Genomic DNA, 14,928 nt, shown 5'->3' with positions numbered 1-14,928 from the left:
GGTCCGGGTCAGCCGATGGTCGTGGTGGTGAAAACCGGGCTCGGGTTGGGGAAGCACGCCGTCGGCGCGGTCACGTCGCCGATGATGCTGCTCGCCACGGCCTTGAAGGTCAGGCCGGGGTCGCTGTAGCTGGTGCCGGACAGTTTCGTTTCGATCGTGCCGGAGTCGCCTGCCTTGAGGTGCGCGGTGATGGTCGGCAGTTCGAAGGTCGAACCGCCGGCGATCGGGCCGGGGAAGCTCAGCGTCGCGACGCCGTCGGCCACGCTGATCGTCGGCGCGGTGTCGCCGAGGCCGGAGCCGCCGGCGAGGTCGGCGCTGACGTAGGTCGAGTTGGCCGGGACGGGGAACTTCAGCGCGAAGGTGTTGATGTTCTTGACCTTGTTGCCGCCCACGTCGCTCGGGACGGTGTTGGGCGCAGGGTCGATGACGACGTCGAACGCGCCGCCGGGCGCGACCGTCGCGGGTGCGGTGACGTCGGCGTTCTGGGTCAGCGACACCTGCTGCGGGCCGACGACCGGTGCATCCGCCTGGCAGTCGAAGTTGATCGCGGTCGCGGCGGACGCCGGGGCCGCCAGCGCGAGCGGAAGGGCGGCGGCCGCCGTCAGCGCGGCCAGCCGGTAAAAGTGAGGTGCTTTCATCTGTGTGCTCCTACCTGCGGGTTTCACGGGGGAGAGAGAAAGCTGCGCAGCGATTAGAGAGTTACCGGCAAGTTAAGTAGCGCGTCAAGGATTGACCGTTCACAGCAGCGCACGGTGACGAAAAATGTGAATACTGCTCACCTTGTGGCGGTAACAGTGGGCTGATCGGCCGTTCGGGCCTACCGACGGTGGTCCGACAGGGCGAGCCAGGCCAGTTCCACCCAGCGCTGCCGGTCGGGCTCCGGAACGTCCGCGCCCGGCGAGGTGGCGAGGAGCAACCCGACGTCGTCCGCGGAGATTCCCGGCCGCAAGGCGTGCTCCCGATGGGCGGCGGTGATCAGGGATTCGATCGCGCGCGTGGCGTGCTGGCGCATCGCTTGCAGCGGCTCGGGAGACAGGTCCGAGAGCGCGGTGCGGAGAAGGCGTTCTTCGCTGAGATCGACGACGACGCGGCGGATCAGGCCGAGAAGCTCGTCGGCCGCGGCGGTCTGCTCGGCGGCGACGCGGGCGGCGGCGTTGTCGAGCACGTCGGCGATCGCGGTGCCGAGGTCTTCGGCGATTTCTCGCACCAGGTCCTGTTTGGTCGGGAAATGCCGGTAGAGAGTGCCGACGGCGACCCCGGCTTCGGCGGCGATCTCGTCCATTCCGGCCTCGGGTCCGCGAGTCACCAGCAATCGTCGCGCGGCCGCGAGGATCGCTGCCCGGTTTCGTGCCGCGTCTGCCCGCACTGCTCGCTCCTTGCCGACAAAGGTGAACTGATGGTTCACTATACAACATGAACGAGTGGTTCAGGTTGTCGGGCGGGCGCGTCGCGGTGGTCACTGGAGCGAACACCGGCCTCGGCTTCGCCACGGCCCTCGCATTGGCTGAGCACGGGGCCAGGGTCGTGCTGGCCTGCCGAGACGCGCGGAAAGCCCACGACGCGGCGAACCGGATCGGCCGGGGAGCCCAGGTCGTCCGGCTGGACCTGGCGTCGCTGGACTCCGTGCGGGAGGCGGCCGGCGAGCTGCGCGCCCGGCACGACCGGATCGACCTGCTGATCAACAACGCGGGCGTGACCAATGCGCCCGGCCGGACCGCGGACGGGTTCGAGATGCAGTTCGGGGTGAACCACCTCGGCCACTTCGCGTGGACCGCACTGCTGCTCGACCGGATGCTGGAAGTGCCGGGCTCGCGGGTGGTGACGGTCAGCAGCATCGGGCACCGGTTCGGCCGGATCGACCCGGAAGACCTGCGCGCGGCCAGCGGGTATCCGGCGTCGAAACTGGCCAATCTGTTGTTCGCCTACGAACTCGCGAAACGCTTGCGGGGCACCGAAACCGTCTCGCTGGCCGCGCATCCCGGCGGAGCGACTACCGAGATTTTCCGGCACTCGTCGTCCGTGTTCCGGGGCGCGAACCTGGCGATCGCGCGGCTGTTCGGGCGGACGCCCGCGATGGGTGCGTTGCCGACCCTGCGGGCGGTGACCGATCCCGGCGCGCGCAACGGCGAGTATTACGGCCCCGGCGGGCTTTTCGAGATCCGCGGCTACCCGGAGCTGGTCAAGTCCAGCGCGCGCTCGCACGACGCCGACCTGCAGAAGCGGTTGTGGGAGGCCTCGCTGTGGGCGACCGGGGTGGGCTGCCCGGTGTGAAGGTCAGGCGGCGGTGCGCAGCAGCCCGGAAATCGCGGCGGCGTACCGGCCGATCACCACGTCCGCCACGCGCGGGTCGTCCGCGAGCGGCTCGGCGATGAACGCGCCCGGGTCGGCCTCGCGGGCCAGCGCCGCGATCCGGTCCGGCAGCAGGCCGGGGGCCAGGAACCACGACGCCACCACGAGATGCCGCGCGCCGCGGTCGCGCAGCCGGGCCGCGGCGGCCGGGATGTCCGGCTGGGTCGCGCTGGCGAACGCCTCGCTGACCGGCAGGCCGAGCCGCTTTTCCCAGCGTGCGGCCACTCCGGCGACGACCGCGTTGGCCTCGGGGTTCGAGGAGCCGACCGCGCTCAGCAGCACCCCGGTTCCGCCGCGGCGGCGGGCTCCGGCGAGCCGGTCGAGGGCGACGGCTTCGAGAGCCGGGTCGGCGCCGAGCACGTCCGACACCCGGATCCGGAACCCGGGGCACTCCGCGGTCACCTCGTCGACCAGCGCGGGCAGGTCGACCCGGGCGTGAAAAGCGCTGCCCAGCAACAACGGCACGACGACCGCGGAGCGGTGCCCCTGTGCGTAAAGCCCGCGGAGCACGTCGGTGACCCGCGGCTCCGACAGGTCGAGGAACGACTCGTGCACGTCCAGCCCCGGCGCCTGCGCACGGACGACGTCGACCAGCGCCCGCACCGTCGCGGCGGAGCGGGGATCGCGACTGCCGTGCGCGACGGCGACCAGGGGCGGCGTCACGAGAATCGCTCGCCGACGAGACCGGCGGCGAGCGTGTCGCCGTCCTTCGGGTCGATCACCAGGAACGCGCCGGTGCGCGGGCTCACGCCGTAGTCGTCCACCGGCAGCGGCTCGGCCAGCTGCAGGCTGACGCTGCCGATGTCGTTGAGCTCCAGGCTTGCCGGAGAGTCCACACTGGACAGGGTCTGCTCGTCGAACCGGGCGTGCAACTCGGTGGCGAGCCCCTGCACGGTCCGGGCGCCGTGCTTGATCAGCACCCGCGCGCCGGTCTTGAGCGGCTTCGACGACAGCCAGCACAGCGTGCCGGTGATCTCGTCCGTGACCTCCGGCGACGCGTCGGCGGCCGCGATCAGGTCGCCTCGGCTGATGTCGATGTCGTCGGAGAGCAGCAGGGTCACCGAGGTGCCGGCGCCTGCTTCTTCCAACGGCCCGTCCGCGGTGTCGATCCGCTCGACGCGGCTGCGGATCCCTTGCGGCTGCACGACGATTTCGTCGCCCGGACGCACCGTTCCGGCGGCGATCTGGCCGGCGTAGCCGCGGTAGTCCGGATACTCGGCGGTGCGCGGGCGGATCACGTACTGCACCGGGAACCGCAGCGCCGAATCGTGCGGATCCGGTGCCACCGGCACGTTTTCGAGGTGCTCCAGCAGAGACGGGCCGTCGTACCACGGGGTCCGCTCGGACCGGGTCGCCACATTGTCGCCGACCAGCGCGGAAACCGGGATGGCGACGACGGACGCCGAGTCGTAGCCGAGGGATTCCGCGTGCGCGGTGAACTCCTTGGCGATGACGCTGAAGGTGTTCTCGTCGTAGTCGACGAGGTCGATCTTGTTCACCGCCAGCACCAGCTGCGGCACGCCGAGCAGCGCGAGCACGGCCGCGTGCCGCCGGGTCTGCTCGACCACGCCGTTGCGCGCGTCGACCAGCAGCACCGCGAGCTGCGCGGTGGACGCGCCGGTGACCGTGTTGCGCGTGTACTGCACGTGCCCCGGGGTGTCGGCGAGCACGAACGACCGCTTCGGCGTGGCGAAATACCGGTACGCGACGTCGATCGTGATGCCCTGTTCGCGCTCCGAGCGCAGGCCGTCGACGAGCAGCGAAAGGTCCGGAGTGGACAGTCCTTTGTCGACGGACGCGCGGGTGACCGCGTCGAGCTGGTCGGCGAGGACGGACTTGGTGTCGTACAGCAGCCGCCCGACCAGCGTGGACTTCCCGTCGTCCACGCTGCCCGCGGTGGCCAGCCTCAGCAGGCTCGACATCAGAAGTAGCCCTCCCGTTTGCGGTCTTCCATGGCCGCTTCGGACATCCGGTCGTCGGCGCGGGTGGCGCCGCGTTCGGTGAGCCGCGAAGCCTGGACCTCGGCGATCACTTCCTCCACAGTGGACGCCGTGGATTCGATCGCGCCGGTGCACGAACCGTCGCCGACGGTCCGGTAGCGCACGCTCAGCTCGCGCACGTCCTCGCCGGGACGCGGCCCGCCCCACGGGCCCTCGCTGAGCCACATGCCGTCGCGCTGGTAGACCGCGCGCTGGTGGGCGTAGTAAATCGAGGGCAGCTCGACCTTTTCCCGCGCGATGTAGTTCCACACGTCGGCCTCGGTCCAGTTGGACAGCGGGAACACGCGGACCTGCTCGCCGGGACGGTGCCGCCCGTTGTAGAGGTTCCACAGCTCGGGCCGCTGCCGACGCGGCTCCCACTGGCCGAAAGCGTTGCGCAGGCTGAAGATCCGCTCCTTCGCCCGCGCCCGCTCCTCGTCGCGGCGGCCGCCGCCGAAGACCGCGTCGAACTTGTTCTCCGCGATGGTTTCCAGCAGCGGCGTGGTCTGCAGCGGGTTGCGCAGGCCGTCGGCGCGTTCCTCGAGCCGCCCGTCGTCGATCCAGTCCTGGACCTTCGCGACGACCAGGCGCAGGCCGTGCTTTTCGACGACGCGGTCGCGGAACTCGAGGACCTCGTCGAAGTTGTGCCCGGTGTCCACGTGCAGCAGCGGGAACGGCACCGGCGCGGGCCAGAAGGCCTTGATCGCCAGGTGCAGCATCAGTGTCGAGTCCTTGCCGCCGGAGAACAGGATCACCGGCCGGTCGAACTCGCCCGCGACCTCGCGGAAGATGTGGATGGCCTCGGACTCAAGGGCGGCCAGGTTGTCGACAGCCGCGTCGGCCGCCGGTTCCAAAGTCGTCATGCGTCCTCTCTCAGCCGTGCAATCCGCACTCGGTCTTCGACTGCCCGGCCCACCGGCCGCTGCGCGGATCCTGCCCCGGCTCGACCTTCGCCGTGCAGGGCGCGCAGCCGATCGACAGGTAGCCGATCGACACCAGCGGGTTCTCCAGGATGCCGTTCTCGTGCAGGTAGCCGGTGAACTCGTCGTCGGTCCACGCCGCGATCGGGTTGATCTTCACCAGGCCGTTGCGCTCGTCCCAGGTGACGATCGGCGTGTTCGCGCGGGTCGGCGCGTCCACCCGGCGCACGCCGGTGACCCACGCCGAGTACTTGCCGAGCGTCTGCCGCAGCGGCACGACCTTGCGCAGGAAACAGCACTGCCCGGGGTCGCGTTCGTGCAGTTTCGGCCCGTACTCCGCGTCCTGTTCGGCGACGCTCTGCTCGGCCTGCGCGTTGACGATCCGCACGTCCGGGTACACCGTCTGCACCGCGTCGCGCACGCCGAGGGTTTCGGCGAAGTGGTAGCCGGTCTCCAGGAACAGCACGTCCACCGCGGGCTTGACCTTCGTGGCGAGGTCGATCAGGACCGCGTCCTGCATGTTCGACGCCACGATGAAGTCGTCGCCGAAGGTGTCGGCCGTCCAGCGCAGCGCCTCCTCGGCGGTCGCGTCGGCCAGTTCCTTTTCGGCGCGCTCGGCCAGCGCCCGGTAGTCCGCCACCGCGGTCACTGCAGCACCCCTTCGTCCGCCCGCAGCACCCACTGCGGGAAGCGTTCGCCCGGTTCGCGGCCCGCGACGTACGCGCGCACCACGCGTTCCACGTACTCGACCAGTTCGCCCGCGGTGACCTTGTGGCCGCGCAGCTTCCGGCCGAACCCGGCGTCGGCGCCGAGCCCGCCGCCGAGGTGCACCTGGAAGCCCTCGACCTGGTTGCCGTCGGCGTCGGTGACGATCTGGCCCTTGAGCCCGATGTCCGCGGTCTGCACGCGGGCGCAGGAGTTGGGGCAGCCGTTGAGGTGCACCGTCACCGGCGTTTCGAGCTGCGCGTTGATGTCGGCGAGCGACTTCTCCAGGTCCGCGACCAGCTGCTGCGCGCGCACCTTCGTCTCGACGATCGCGAGCTTGCAGAACTCCAGCCCGGTGCACGCCATCACGCTGCGCCGCCACGGCGACGGCTTGGTCTGCAGGCCCAGTTCGGCCAGTTCCGCTTGCAGCGCCGGGACTTCCGCCTCCGGCACGTCGAGCACGACCAGCTTCTGCAGCGGGGTCAGCCGCACCCGGCGCGACCCGGCGCGCTCGGCCGCGTCGGCGACCGCGACCAGGGTGCTGCCCGACACCCGGCCGGCGATCGGCGCGGCGCCGAGGTAGAACTTGCCGTCCTTCTGCTTGTGCACGCCGACGTGGTCGACCGGGACGGCCGGGTTCTGCACCGCCGGTCCGTCGATCAGCTTCCGCTTCAGGTACTGCGTTTCGAGAACTTCCCGGAATTTCTCCGGACCCCAGTCCTTGACCAGGAACTTCAGCCGCGCCCGCGAACGGAGCCGCCGGTAGCCGTAGTCGCGGAAGATGGAGACGACGCCTTCCCAGACGTCGGCCGCCTCGTCCAGCGGGACCCACACGCCGAGCCGCTGGGCGAGCATCGGGTTCGTGGACAGCCCGCCGCCGACCCACAGGTCGAGGCCGGGGCCGTGCTCGGGGTGGTCGACGCCGACGAAGGAGATGTCGTTGATCTCGTGCACGATGTCCGGCAGCCCGGAGATCGCGGTCTTGAACTTCCGCGGCAGATTCGAAAACCGCGGGTCGCCGATGTAGCGGCGGCGGATCTCCTCGAGCGCGGGCGAGGCGTCGAGCACCTCGTCCTCGGCGATCCCGGCGACCGGCGAACCGAGCATGCCGCGCGGGCTGTCGCCGCAGGCCTCGGTGGTGGTCAGGCCGACCGACTCGAGCCGCGACCAGATCGCGGGCACGTCCTCGATCCCGATCCAGTGGTACTGGATGTTCTGCCGGTCGGTGATGTCCGCGGTGTCGCGCGCGTGCTTCTGCGACAGCTCGCCGAGCACCCGCAGCTGCTCGGTGGTGAGCGCGCCGCCGTCGGTGCGGACGCGCATCATCAGGTACTTGTCTTCCAGCTCCTCCGGCTCCAGCTGCGCGGTGCGGCCGCCGTCGATGCCGGGCTTGCGCTGGGTGTAGAGGCCGAACCAGCGGAACCGGCCGCGCAGGTCGCCCGGGTCGATCGCGTCGAAGCCCCGGTGCGCGTAGATGTTCTCGATCCGCGCGCGGACGTTGAGCGGGTTGTCGTCCTTCTTCGACTGCTCGTTCGGGTTCAGCGGCTCCCGGTAGCCGAGCGCCCACTGGCCCTCGCCGCGCTTCTGGCGCGTCCGAGGCGTGCGGCCCTTCGCGGGCGTTTCACGCGGGGGTGCGGACATGGAGATCCTCCGGGCGGGGTTGTCGAGGCGGCTCCGCCGCGGCGTCGGCGCGGGCGGCAGCGGGCCGGTGGTCCAGGTGGTGGGCTGGGCAGGCTTGGCGCGGGAGTCAGCGAACAGGCCGGCAGAGCGCGCTCGCGACCCGGAGAAGGTCGACGTGGCGGCGCGCCACGAGAAGGACACCGGCAGGACTCACCGGCTCAGATTGCCACGCGGGCCGAACGTCGTCCAAGGGCGTCCGGATCGTGGGAGAAGGCTCACTCCAGCGGTGCGAAACCGTCCCGGATGTGCATGGGGCGGGCGATCTGCCAGGTCTTTCCCGTCTTTCGGACTCTTGGTGAGACGGTATCGGCGGCTTGGCGGCGGAGCGCGCGCCCGGCGTTGCATCGTTCGGCGGCCGAACTTTCCGCCGGGTGGCGCAGGGGCGCGCGGCGACCCGGGCGCGGCGGGGGAGAATGGACGTCGTGCCTGTTGCCGACACCCACCGTCCTTCCGCCGGACTGCCCGAGACCGCGCTCGCGGGCCTCGGCACCCGTCCGTTCGGCGTGTACGTCCACGTGCCGTTCTGCGCGACCCGCTGCGGTTACTGCGACTTCAACACCTACACCGCGGGCGAACTCGGCTCCGCCGCCTCGCCGCGGTCGTGGCTGGACGCGCTGCGCCGCGAGCTGGAGCTCGGTGCGGAAATCCTCGGCAACGCACCGCAGGCCGAAACGGTGTTCGTCGGCGGCGGGACCCCGTCCATGCTCGGCGCGGACGGGCTGGCCGAGGTGCTCGACGGCGTCCGGTCGGTGTTCGGGCTCGCGCCGGGCGCGGAGGTGACGACCGAATCGAACCCGGAGTCCACTTCGCCCGAGTTCTTCGCGGGCATCCGTGACGCGGGTTACACCCGGGTTTCGCTGGGCATGCAGTCCGCCGCCCGGCACGTGCTGAAGGTGCTCGACCGCGTGCACACGCCCGGCCGTCCGGTCGACGCCGCGCGCGAGGCCCGGGCCGCCGGGTTCGAGCACGTGAATCTCGACCTTATTTACGGCACGCCGGGGGAGCGCGTCGAAGACCTGCGCGCGTCGCTCGACGCGGTGCTTTCGGCGGGCGTCGACCACGTGTCGGCGTACGCGCTCATCGTGGAGGACGGCACGGCGCTGGCCCGCCGGGTGCGGCGCGGCGAACTGCCCGCACCGGACGACGACACGCTGGCCAGCTACTACGAGATGATCGACTCCGTCCTCGCCGGTGCGGGCCTGACCTGGTACGAGGTGTCGAACTGGGCGACCGGCGAGGCGGCGCGGTGCCGCCACAACCTCGGCTACTGGCAGGGCGGCGACTGGTGGGGCGCCGGGCCGGGCGCGCACAGCCACGTCGGCGGCGTGCGGTGGTGGAACGTCAAGCATCCCGCCAAGTACTCCAGCCTCCTCGCGCAGGGACAGAGCCCGGAAGCCGACCGCGAGGTGCTCACCCCGGAGGACCAGCACCTGGAGCGGATCATGCTGGAGCTTCGGATCTCCGACGGGCTGGCGCTGTCCGCGCTCGACGAAGCCGGAATGAAGGAGGCTCGGGCGGCCGCCGCGGAGGGCTTGCTCGAACAGTCCGATTTGGACAGTCGGGGCCGCGCGGTGCTCACGGATCGCGGCCGCCTGCTCGCGGATGCCGTGGTCCGGAGGCTCGCCGGCTGAATTTCCGCCCGCCGGGCATAAATTCGTCCGATCGTTTGTTGGACTAACCATACGAGCGAGGGAGACGCGTATGCCGCAGGCGGTCAGATACGGCGAACACGGCGGGATCGAAGTGCTGCAGCTGGCCGAAGTGCCCCGGCTGGTGCCGGAATCCGGACAGGTGCTCGTGCGGGTCCGGGCCGCGGGGATCAATCCGGGGGAAACGAAGATCCGGGTGGGTGCGCTGGCCGAGCGCTGGCCGTCCACTTTCCCGTCCGGGCAGGGCAGCGACCTGGCCGGAGTGGTGGCTGAACTGGGCCCGGACGTCGAGGAAATCCAGGTGGGGGACGAGGTCGTCGGCTTCGTGCACACCCGCTCCAGCCACGCCGAGTACGTGCTCGTCCCGGCGGAGCATCTCGTCCCGAAGCCGGACGGGCTGTCGTGGGAGGTCGCGGGCGGCTTGTTCGTGGCCGGAACGACCGCGTACGCCGCGGTCGGCGCGGTGTGCCCGCGCGAGGGCGAGACGATCGTCGTGTCCGGAGCCGCCGGAGGGGTCGGCTCGCTCGCCGTGCAACTGGCGAAGCTCACCGGCGCGACCGTCGTCGGCATTGCCGGCGAAGCGAACCACGAGTGGTTGCGCGAGCACGAGATCGTCCCGATCGCGTACGGCGAAGGGCTCGAAGAGCGGCTCCGCGAGCTGACCGGCGACCGGGTGGACGCGTTCATCGACACCTACGGCGACGGTTACGTCGAACTGGCCTTGCGTCTCGGCGTCTACCCCGGCCGGATCGACACGGTGGTCGACTTCGACGCCGCTGAGAAGTACCGGGTGAAGACCGAGGGCAACATCGCCGGCGCGAGCGCCGAGGTCATGCGCGACCTCGTCGCCTTGGCGGACAAGGGATTGCTCGAGGTCCCGATCGCCGCGACGTATCCGCTCGCGGAGGTCCAAGCCGCCTACCGCGAGCTGGAACAGGGACACGCGCGCGGAAAGATCGTGCTTACTTTCTGACCATCGCCGCCAGCCCGGCCACGAACGCCTCCAAGGCGAATTCGAGCCGGGCCTGGCTGGTGTCCGCGGTGAAGAATTCCCCGGCCTGCAACAGGTTCGGGAACGCGCTCGCGGGCAGCGACCGCATGTAGTCGGCCATCTGCCGCTCGCGTTCGCTCATTTTCTCCGGGTCGTAATCGCCGAACGTCCAGCCGCTCGCTTCGTAGGCGAATGCCTTGGTGTACGTGCTCAACGCGTCGCCGGCGAACACCGCCTGCCGCAGATCCAGGCCGCCCGCGCGCAGCAGCTGAAGCATGATTTCGCCCTGCCGCAACGAATTCGGGGTCACCGGGATCGGCGTCTGCCACGCGACCTTCGCGATGCCCGGATACGCCATCATCGCCCGGATCTGGTGCCGCACCTGCTCTTTGACCTGTTCGGTCCACCGCTGCGGATCCGGTTCCGGGCACGGCACCTCGCTCAGCGCCGCGTCGAGCATCAGCTCGTCCAGTTCCTCTTTGTTGGCCACGTACGCGTAAAGCGACGCGGGCCCGGTCTCCAGCTGCTGCGCGACCCGGCGCATCGAGACGGCGTCGATGCCCTCGGCGGCGAGGATTTCGAGCGCGGTTTTCACGATCAGTTCCTGCGACAGCATCTGCTTCGCGGCGCGCCGGCGCGGGCTCGGCGTCCGGCGCCACGGCGGGGGCGGTGCGGTCATTCCCGAAGCCTAGACGACCTCCGCGCTTGACGCGAACGGTGTTCGTGAGTACAACTGGACCTCGTACGCGAACGACGTTCGTTAAGGAGTGTCAGCATGTCGCAGCGCGAAGAAGTCCTGTCCGTCCTCACCCGCCTCGCCGACGCGTGGAACAGCGGCGACGCCACCGCCTACGGGAACCTGTTCACCGAAGACGCCGATTACGTGACGTTCTTCGGGTTCCGGTCCGAGGGCCGCCAGGCGATCGCGGACTCGCACCGGGAGCTGTTCCAGGGGCCGCTGAAAGGCTCGAAGCTCACCGGCTTCGGCGAACCGCGGGTGCGCTTCCTGCGGGACGACGTCGCGGTCATCGTGACCGGCGGCGGTTCGTCGCTGACCGGAGACGACGACCCGGCGGCGGAAGGCCGTGAAAGCACGCTGACCTACGTCCTGGTGCGGGGCGACGACGGGTGGCGGATCACCGCGTTCCAGAACACGCGGGTGTCGAAGCCGTGGGAAGCGTGAGGACGATCGTCGAGGTCTCCGGAGTCGTCTCGGCCGCGCCCGCGGAGGTGTTCGCGCGGCTGGAAAAGCGGTTGACCGCGGCGGACCGCTCGATGAAGCTGGAAGCGGATCGCGATCGCCGGTTCCTGGCCGCGCAAGGCGGCTGGTGGTACCGCGGCGAGTACGAGGTCGCCGACGACCCGGCCGGAGCCCGCGTCACGCACCGCGTCCGCAACGCCGCGACCGGGCAGTGGTGGGCGGTGCTGCTGGCGAACCGGTTCTTCCTCGGGTTCCGGGATCAGGTCAGCGCCGGATTCCTGGCGACGCTCGCCGAACTCGGGGACGGCGGCACTGGGCGGAACGGGTGAAGGCGCGTACCGTGGGAGCCGCGACTTAGGTAAACCTTACTGAAACAGGGGTGTTCGATGGCCGAAGGTCCGGCGCGCAAGGGGAGGACCGCGGTGCGGCTGGAGGTGCTGCGCAAGGAGCACCTCACGCCGCACATGATCCGGATCGTGGCCGGCGGCGAGGGGCTCAAGGATTTCCGCCCGAACGAGTTCACCGACGCGTACGTGAAGGTGATCTTCAAGGTGGCCGGGGTGGAGTATCCGGAGCCGTTCGACCTGAACCGGATCCGCGAAGAACTGCCGCGCGAGCACGCTCCGCGGCTGCGCACGTACACCGTCCGCTCGTACGACGAGGCCGCGGGCGAACTGGTGCTCGACTTCGTCGTGCACGGCGACGAGGGACTCGCCGGGCCGTGGGCGCAGCGCGCACAGCCGGGCGACGAGCTGCTGCTGGCCGGTCCGGGCGGGGCGTACGCGCCGCGCGCCGACGCCGGCTGGCATCTGCTGGTGGGCGACGAATCGGCGGTGCCCGCCATCGCCGCCGCGCTGGAGGCGCTCCCGGCGGGGGCGCGGGCGCACGTGTTCCTGCTCGTGGCGGACAAATCGGAGCACCAGCCGCTCGCGACCAAGGCCGACGCGCAGGTCACGTGGCTGCACCGCTCGGCGTCCGACGATCTGGTCGCCGCGGTGAAGGCGCTGCCGTGGCCGGACGAGGACGTGCACGCGTTCGTCCACGGCGAGGCCGGGTTCGTGCGGGAGTTGCGGCGGTACCTGTTCGACGAGCGCGGCGTCGCGCGGGACGCGGTGTCGCTGTCCGGATACTGGCGCGAGGGCAAGAACGACGAGGCCTGGCGCGAGGAAAAGGCGGCGGAGCGGAAAGCGGCCAGCCCGGCGTAAGGTCGCCGCCATGGCGACCGAGGTGAAGGTGGAGGCCGATCCGGCCGACGCGGGTTTCGACGGGGCACGACTGCAGCGGATCGACCGGCATTTCGCCCGGTACGTCGACGACGGCTTGCTGCCGGGCTTCCTCGCGGTGGTGAGCAGGCACGGCCGGATCGTGCACGTCGCGTCGCACGGCTCGCGCGACGTCGAGGCAGCCGCCCCGGTCGAAACCGACACGATCTGGCGGATCTTCTCGATGACGAAGCCGGTCACCTCGGTGGCGGCGATGACGTTCGTCGAGGAGGGCCTGATCGACCTCGCCGACCCGATTTCCCGGTGGCTGCCCGAATTCGCCGAGCCGCGGGTGTACGCGAAGGGTTCGGCGCTGGCTCCGGTCACCGAGCCGGCGACCGAACCGATCCGGTTGTGGCACCTGCTTTCGCACACCGCGGGCCTCACCTACGGCTTCCACCACACGCACCCGGTCGACGCGGTCTACCGGGCAGGCGGGTACGAATGGGGCACGCCGCCCGGGCTGGACCTGGCGGAATGCACCAAGGCATGGGCGCGGTTCCCGCTCGTGTTCCAGCCGGGCGCGGAATGGAACTACTCGGTGGCGAGCGACGTCCTCGGCCGCTTGGTCGAGGTGCTCGCGGGCAAGCCGCTCGACGAGGTGTTCGCCGAACGGATCTTCGGCCCGCTGGGCATGGAAGACACCGGGTTCTGGACTTCGGACACCGACCGGCTGGCGGCGTTGTACCTGCCCGCGCCGGGGACGAAGAAGCTGGTCCGCAACGACGCCTTCGGCGCGGTGGGCACGTCGCGTCCGGCATGCCTTTCGGGCGGCGGCGGCCTGGTCTCGACGGCGGCGGACTACCACCGGTTCACGCAAATGCTGCTGCGCCGCGGCGAACTCGACGGCGTGCGGGTGCTGAGCCCGCGCACGGTGGACCTGATGACGGCCAACCACCTGCCGGGCCATGTGGACCTGGAGGCGTACGGCCGCCCGCTGTTCGCGGAGATGCCTTTCGACGGGTACGGCTTCGGGCTGGGCTTCTCGGTCCTGATCGACTCGGTGAAGGCGAAAACCCTTGCCACGCCCGGCGAATACGCGTGGGGCGGGGCCGCGTCGACGGCGTTCTGGGCGGATCCGGACGAGGACCTGACGGTCGCGTTCTACACGCAGCTGCTGCCGTCGTCGACCCATCCGATCCGGCAGCAGCTGCGGCAGTTGGTGTACCAGGCGATGCTGGACTGATCAGGCGGTCAGCTTAGGGATCACCTGCGCCCCGTACGCGGCCATCGTCTCCTCCCGCTCGTCGTGCATCAGGTACAGCGCGAACTGGTCCACCCCCAGCTCCGCCAGTTCCTCCAGCCGCGCGATGTGCGCCGAGGCCGGGCCGAGCAGGCAGAACCGGTCGACGATCTCGTCCGGCACGAACGCGGTCGACGGGTTTCCTGCGCGGCCGTGGTGGGAGTAGTCGTAGCCTTCGCGCTCGCGGATGTAGTCGGTCAGCTCGTGCGGCACCGGGCCGGACGAGCCGTACCGGGCCACCAGGTCCGCGACGTGGTTGCCGACCATTCCGCCGAACCAGCGGAGCTGTTCCCGTTGGTGCGCCAGGTCTTCGCCGACGTACGCCGGGGCCGCGACGCAGATCGTGATCCCGCCGGGGTCGCGCCCTGCCGCCCGGGCGGCGTCCCGGACCGCGCCGATCGTCCAGCGGGCGATGGCCGGGTCGGCGCATTGCAGGATGAAGCCGTCCGCGTGCTCGCCGACGGTTTGCAGCGCCTTCGGGCCGTACCCGGCCATCCACATTTCCAGCCGTCCGCCGCGAATCCACGGGATCCGGACCGCGGTGTCGTTCATCGTGACTTCGCGGCCCTCGGCGAGATCCTTCACCACGCGCATGCATTCCCGCACCGTGGCCAAAGTGGACGGCGGACGGCCGACCACCCGGTGCGCCGAGTCGCCGCGCCCGATGCCGCACACCGTGCGGTTGCCGAACATGTCGTTGAGCGTCGCGAAGGTCGACGCCATCACCGACCAGTCCCGCGTGGCCGGGCTGGTCACCATCGGGCCCACGACCAGCGCGGACGTCGCTTCGAGGATCCGCGAGTAGATCACGAACGGTTCCTGCCACAGCACGCACGAGTCGAACGTCCAGCCGTACCGGAACCCGGCGTCCTCGGCGGCCTTCATCATCCGCACGACCTCCGCCGCGGGCGGGTCGGTCTGCAGCACGATCCCGAAATCCATCAGGAAA

At 70.4% G+C, this 14,928-nt stretch carries 17 protein-coding genes; 7 read left to right on the top strand and 10 right to left on the bottom strand.

All coding sequences use genetic code 11. The features are described 5' to 3' along the window. Positions 1–8 precede the first annotated feature (8 nt). Entirely contained in the window at positions 9–638 is a 630-nt protein-coding gene (locus DMP23_RS22125; RefSeq protein WP_037813684.1) for a hypothetical protein, read from the bottom strand. A 179-nt stretch (positions 639–817) separates the two neighbouring features. Further along, the gene (locus DMP23_RS22120; protein ID WP_337822385.1) at positions 818–1,366 is read right to left on the bottom strand and encodes a TetR/AcrR family transcriptional regulator; all 549 of its coding nucleotides are present in this window, start codon (positions 1,364–1,366) and stop codon (positions 818–820) included. A gap of 47 nt (positions 1,367–1,413) precedes the next feature. Here DMP23_RS22120 and DMP23_RS22115 point away from each other — a divergent pair, with 47 nt between their 5' ends. After that, the gene (locus DMP23_RS22115) at positions 1,414–2,271 is read left to right on the top strand and encodes an oxidoreductase (RefSeq protein WP_337822384.1); all 858 of its coding nucleotides are present in this window, start codon (positions 1,414–1,416) and stop codon (positions 2,269–2,271) included. 3 nt (positions 2,272–2,274) lie between these two features. Here the strand turns inward: DMP23_RS22115 and DMP23_RS22110 are convergent, their stop codons facing one another. The 6 genes from DMP23_RS22110 to DMP23_RS48080 all read right to left on the bottom strand — a co-directional run bounded on the left by DMP23_RS22110 (position 2,275) and on the right by DMP23_RS48080 (position 7,787). Further along, positions 2,275–3,012: a sirohydrochlorin chelatase gene (locus tag DMP23_RS22110; protein ID WP_134663021.1), complete on the bottom strand. Its 738-nt coding sequence runs from the start codon at positions 3,010–3,012 to the stop codon at positions 2,275–2,277. After that, a complete protein-coding gene (locus DMP23_RS22105; RefSeq protein WP_134663020.1) occupies positions 3,009–4,271 on the bottom strand; it encodes a sulfate adenylyltransferase subunit 1 in 1,263 nt (420 codons plus the stop codon). Before DMP23_RS22105 ends, DMP23_RS22110 begins: the two co-directional genes overlap by 4 nt. After that, positions 4,271–5,191, bottom strand: a complete 921-nt coding sequence (gene cysD / locus DMP23_RS22100) for a sulfate adenylyltransferase subunit CysD (protein ID WP_037813676.1) — start codon at positions 5,189–5,191, stop codon at positions 4,271–4,273. The genes DMP23_RS22105 and cysD overlap by 1 nt, the downstream gene beginning before the upstream one ends. Before the next feature lie 10 nt (positions 5,192–5,201). Further along, positions 5,202–5,897: a phosphoadenylyl-sulfate reductase gene (locus DMP23_RS22095; RefSeq protein ID WP_037813669.1), complete on the bottom strand. Its 696-nt coding sequence runs from the start codon at positions 5,895–5,897 to the stop codon at positions 5,202–5,204. Next, a complete protein-coding gene (locus tag DMP23_RS22090; protein WP_134663018.1) occupies positions 5,894–7,594 on the bottom strand; it encodes a nitrite/sulfite reductase in 1,701 nt (566 codons plus the stop codon). Before DMP23_RS22090 ends, DMP23_RS22095 begins: the two co-directional genes overlap by 4 nt. A gap of 106 nt (positions 7,595–7,700) precedes the next feature. Continuing rightward, positions 7,701–7,787: a putative leader peptide gene (locus tag DMP23_RS48080; RefSeq protein WP_350540000.1), complete on the bottom strand. Its 87-nt coding sequence runs from the start codon at positions 7,785–7,787 to the stop codon at positions 7,701–7,703. A 268-nt stretch (positions 7,788–8,055) separates the two neighbouring features. On the opposite strand from DMP23_RS48080, the gene hemW reads away from it, so the two are divergent. Continuing rightward, on the top strand, positions 8,056–9,264 hold the full coding sequence (gene hemW, locus DMP23_RS22085) for a radical SAM family heme chaperone HemW (RefSeq protein WP_337822383.1): 1,209 nt from the start codon (positions 8,056–8,058) through the stop codon (positions 9,262–9,264). 70 nt (positions 9,265–9,334) lie between these two features. Next, the gene (locus tag DMP23_RS22080; protein WP_337822382.1) at positions 9,335–10,255 is read left to right on the top strand and encodes an NADP-dependent oxidoreductase; all 921 of its coding nucleotides are present in this window, start codon (positions 9,335–9,337) and stop codon (positions 10,253–10,255) included. Here the strand turns inward: DMP23_RS22080 and DMP23_RS22075 are convergent. Next, complete coding sequence (locus DMP23_RS22075) at positions 10,245–10,952, bottom strand: TetR/AcrR family transcriptional regulator (RefSeq protein WP_107051056.1); 708 nt, start codon at positions 10,950–10,952, stop codon at positions 10,245–10,247. The two genes, DMP23_RS22080 and DMP23_RS22075, sit on opposite strands and share 11 nt — an antisense overlap. Positions 10,953–11,048: 96 nt before the next feature. Here DMP23_RS22075 and DMP23_RS22070 point away from each other — a divergent pair, with 96 nt between their 5' ends. The 4 genes from DMP23_RS22070 to DMP23_RS22055 are packed head-to-tail and all read left to right on the top strand — an operon-like array spanning position 11,049 to position 13,922. Further along, positions 11,049–11,456, top strand: coding sequence for an SgcJ/EcaC family oxidoreductase (locus DMP23_RS22070; RefSeq protein ID WP_337822381.1), 408 nt, complete (start codon positions 11,049–11,051; stop codon positions 11,454–11,456). Then, complete coding sequence (locus tag DMP23_RS22065) at positions 11,444–11,803, top strand: hypothetical protein (protein ID WP_337822380.1); 360 nt, start codon at positions 11,444–11,446, stop codon at positions 11,801–11,803. Before DMP23_RS22070 ends, DMP23_RS22065 begins: the two co-directional genes overlap by 13 nt. A gap of 57 nt (positions 11,804–11,860) precedes the next feature. Continuing rightward, positions 11,861–12,679, top strand: coding sequence for a siderophore-interacting protein (locus tag DMP23_RS22060; RefSeq protein ID WP_043837376.1), 819 nt, complete (start codon positions 11,861–11,863; stop codon positions 12,677–12,679). Positions 12,680–12,689: 10 nt separating this feature from the next. Further along, a complete protein-coding gene (locus DMP23_RS22055; protein ID WP_337822379.1) occupies positions 12,690–13,922 on the top strand; it encodes a serine hydrolase domain-containing protein in 1,233 nt (410 codons plus the stop codon). Here DMP23_RS22055 and DMP23_RS22050 read toward each other — a convergent pair whose 3' ends face one another. Then, on the bottom strand, positions 13,923–14,921 hold the full coding sequence (locus DMP23_RS22050; RefSeq protein WP_337822378.1) for a TIGR03842 family LLM class F420-dependent oxidoreductase: 999 nt from the start codon (positions 14,919–14,921) through the stop codon (positions 13,923–13,925). Between the last annotated feature and the right edge of the window lie 7 nt (positions 14,922–14,928).

Source organism: Amycolatopsis sp. A1MSW2902 (assembly GCF_017312175.1).
Lineage (GTDB): Bacteria > Actinomycetota > Actinomycetes > Mycobacteriales > Pseudonocardiaceae > Amycolatopsis > Amycolatopsis nivea.
The sequence above is the reverse complement of the archived record's forward strand: the minus strand, read 5'-3'. Positions and strand labels throughout refer to the sequence as shown.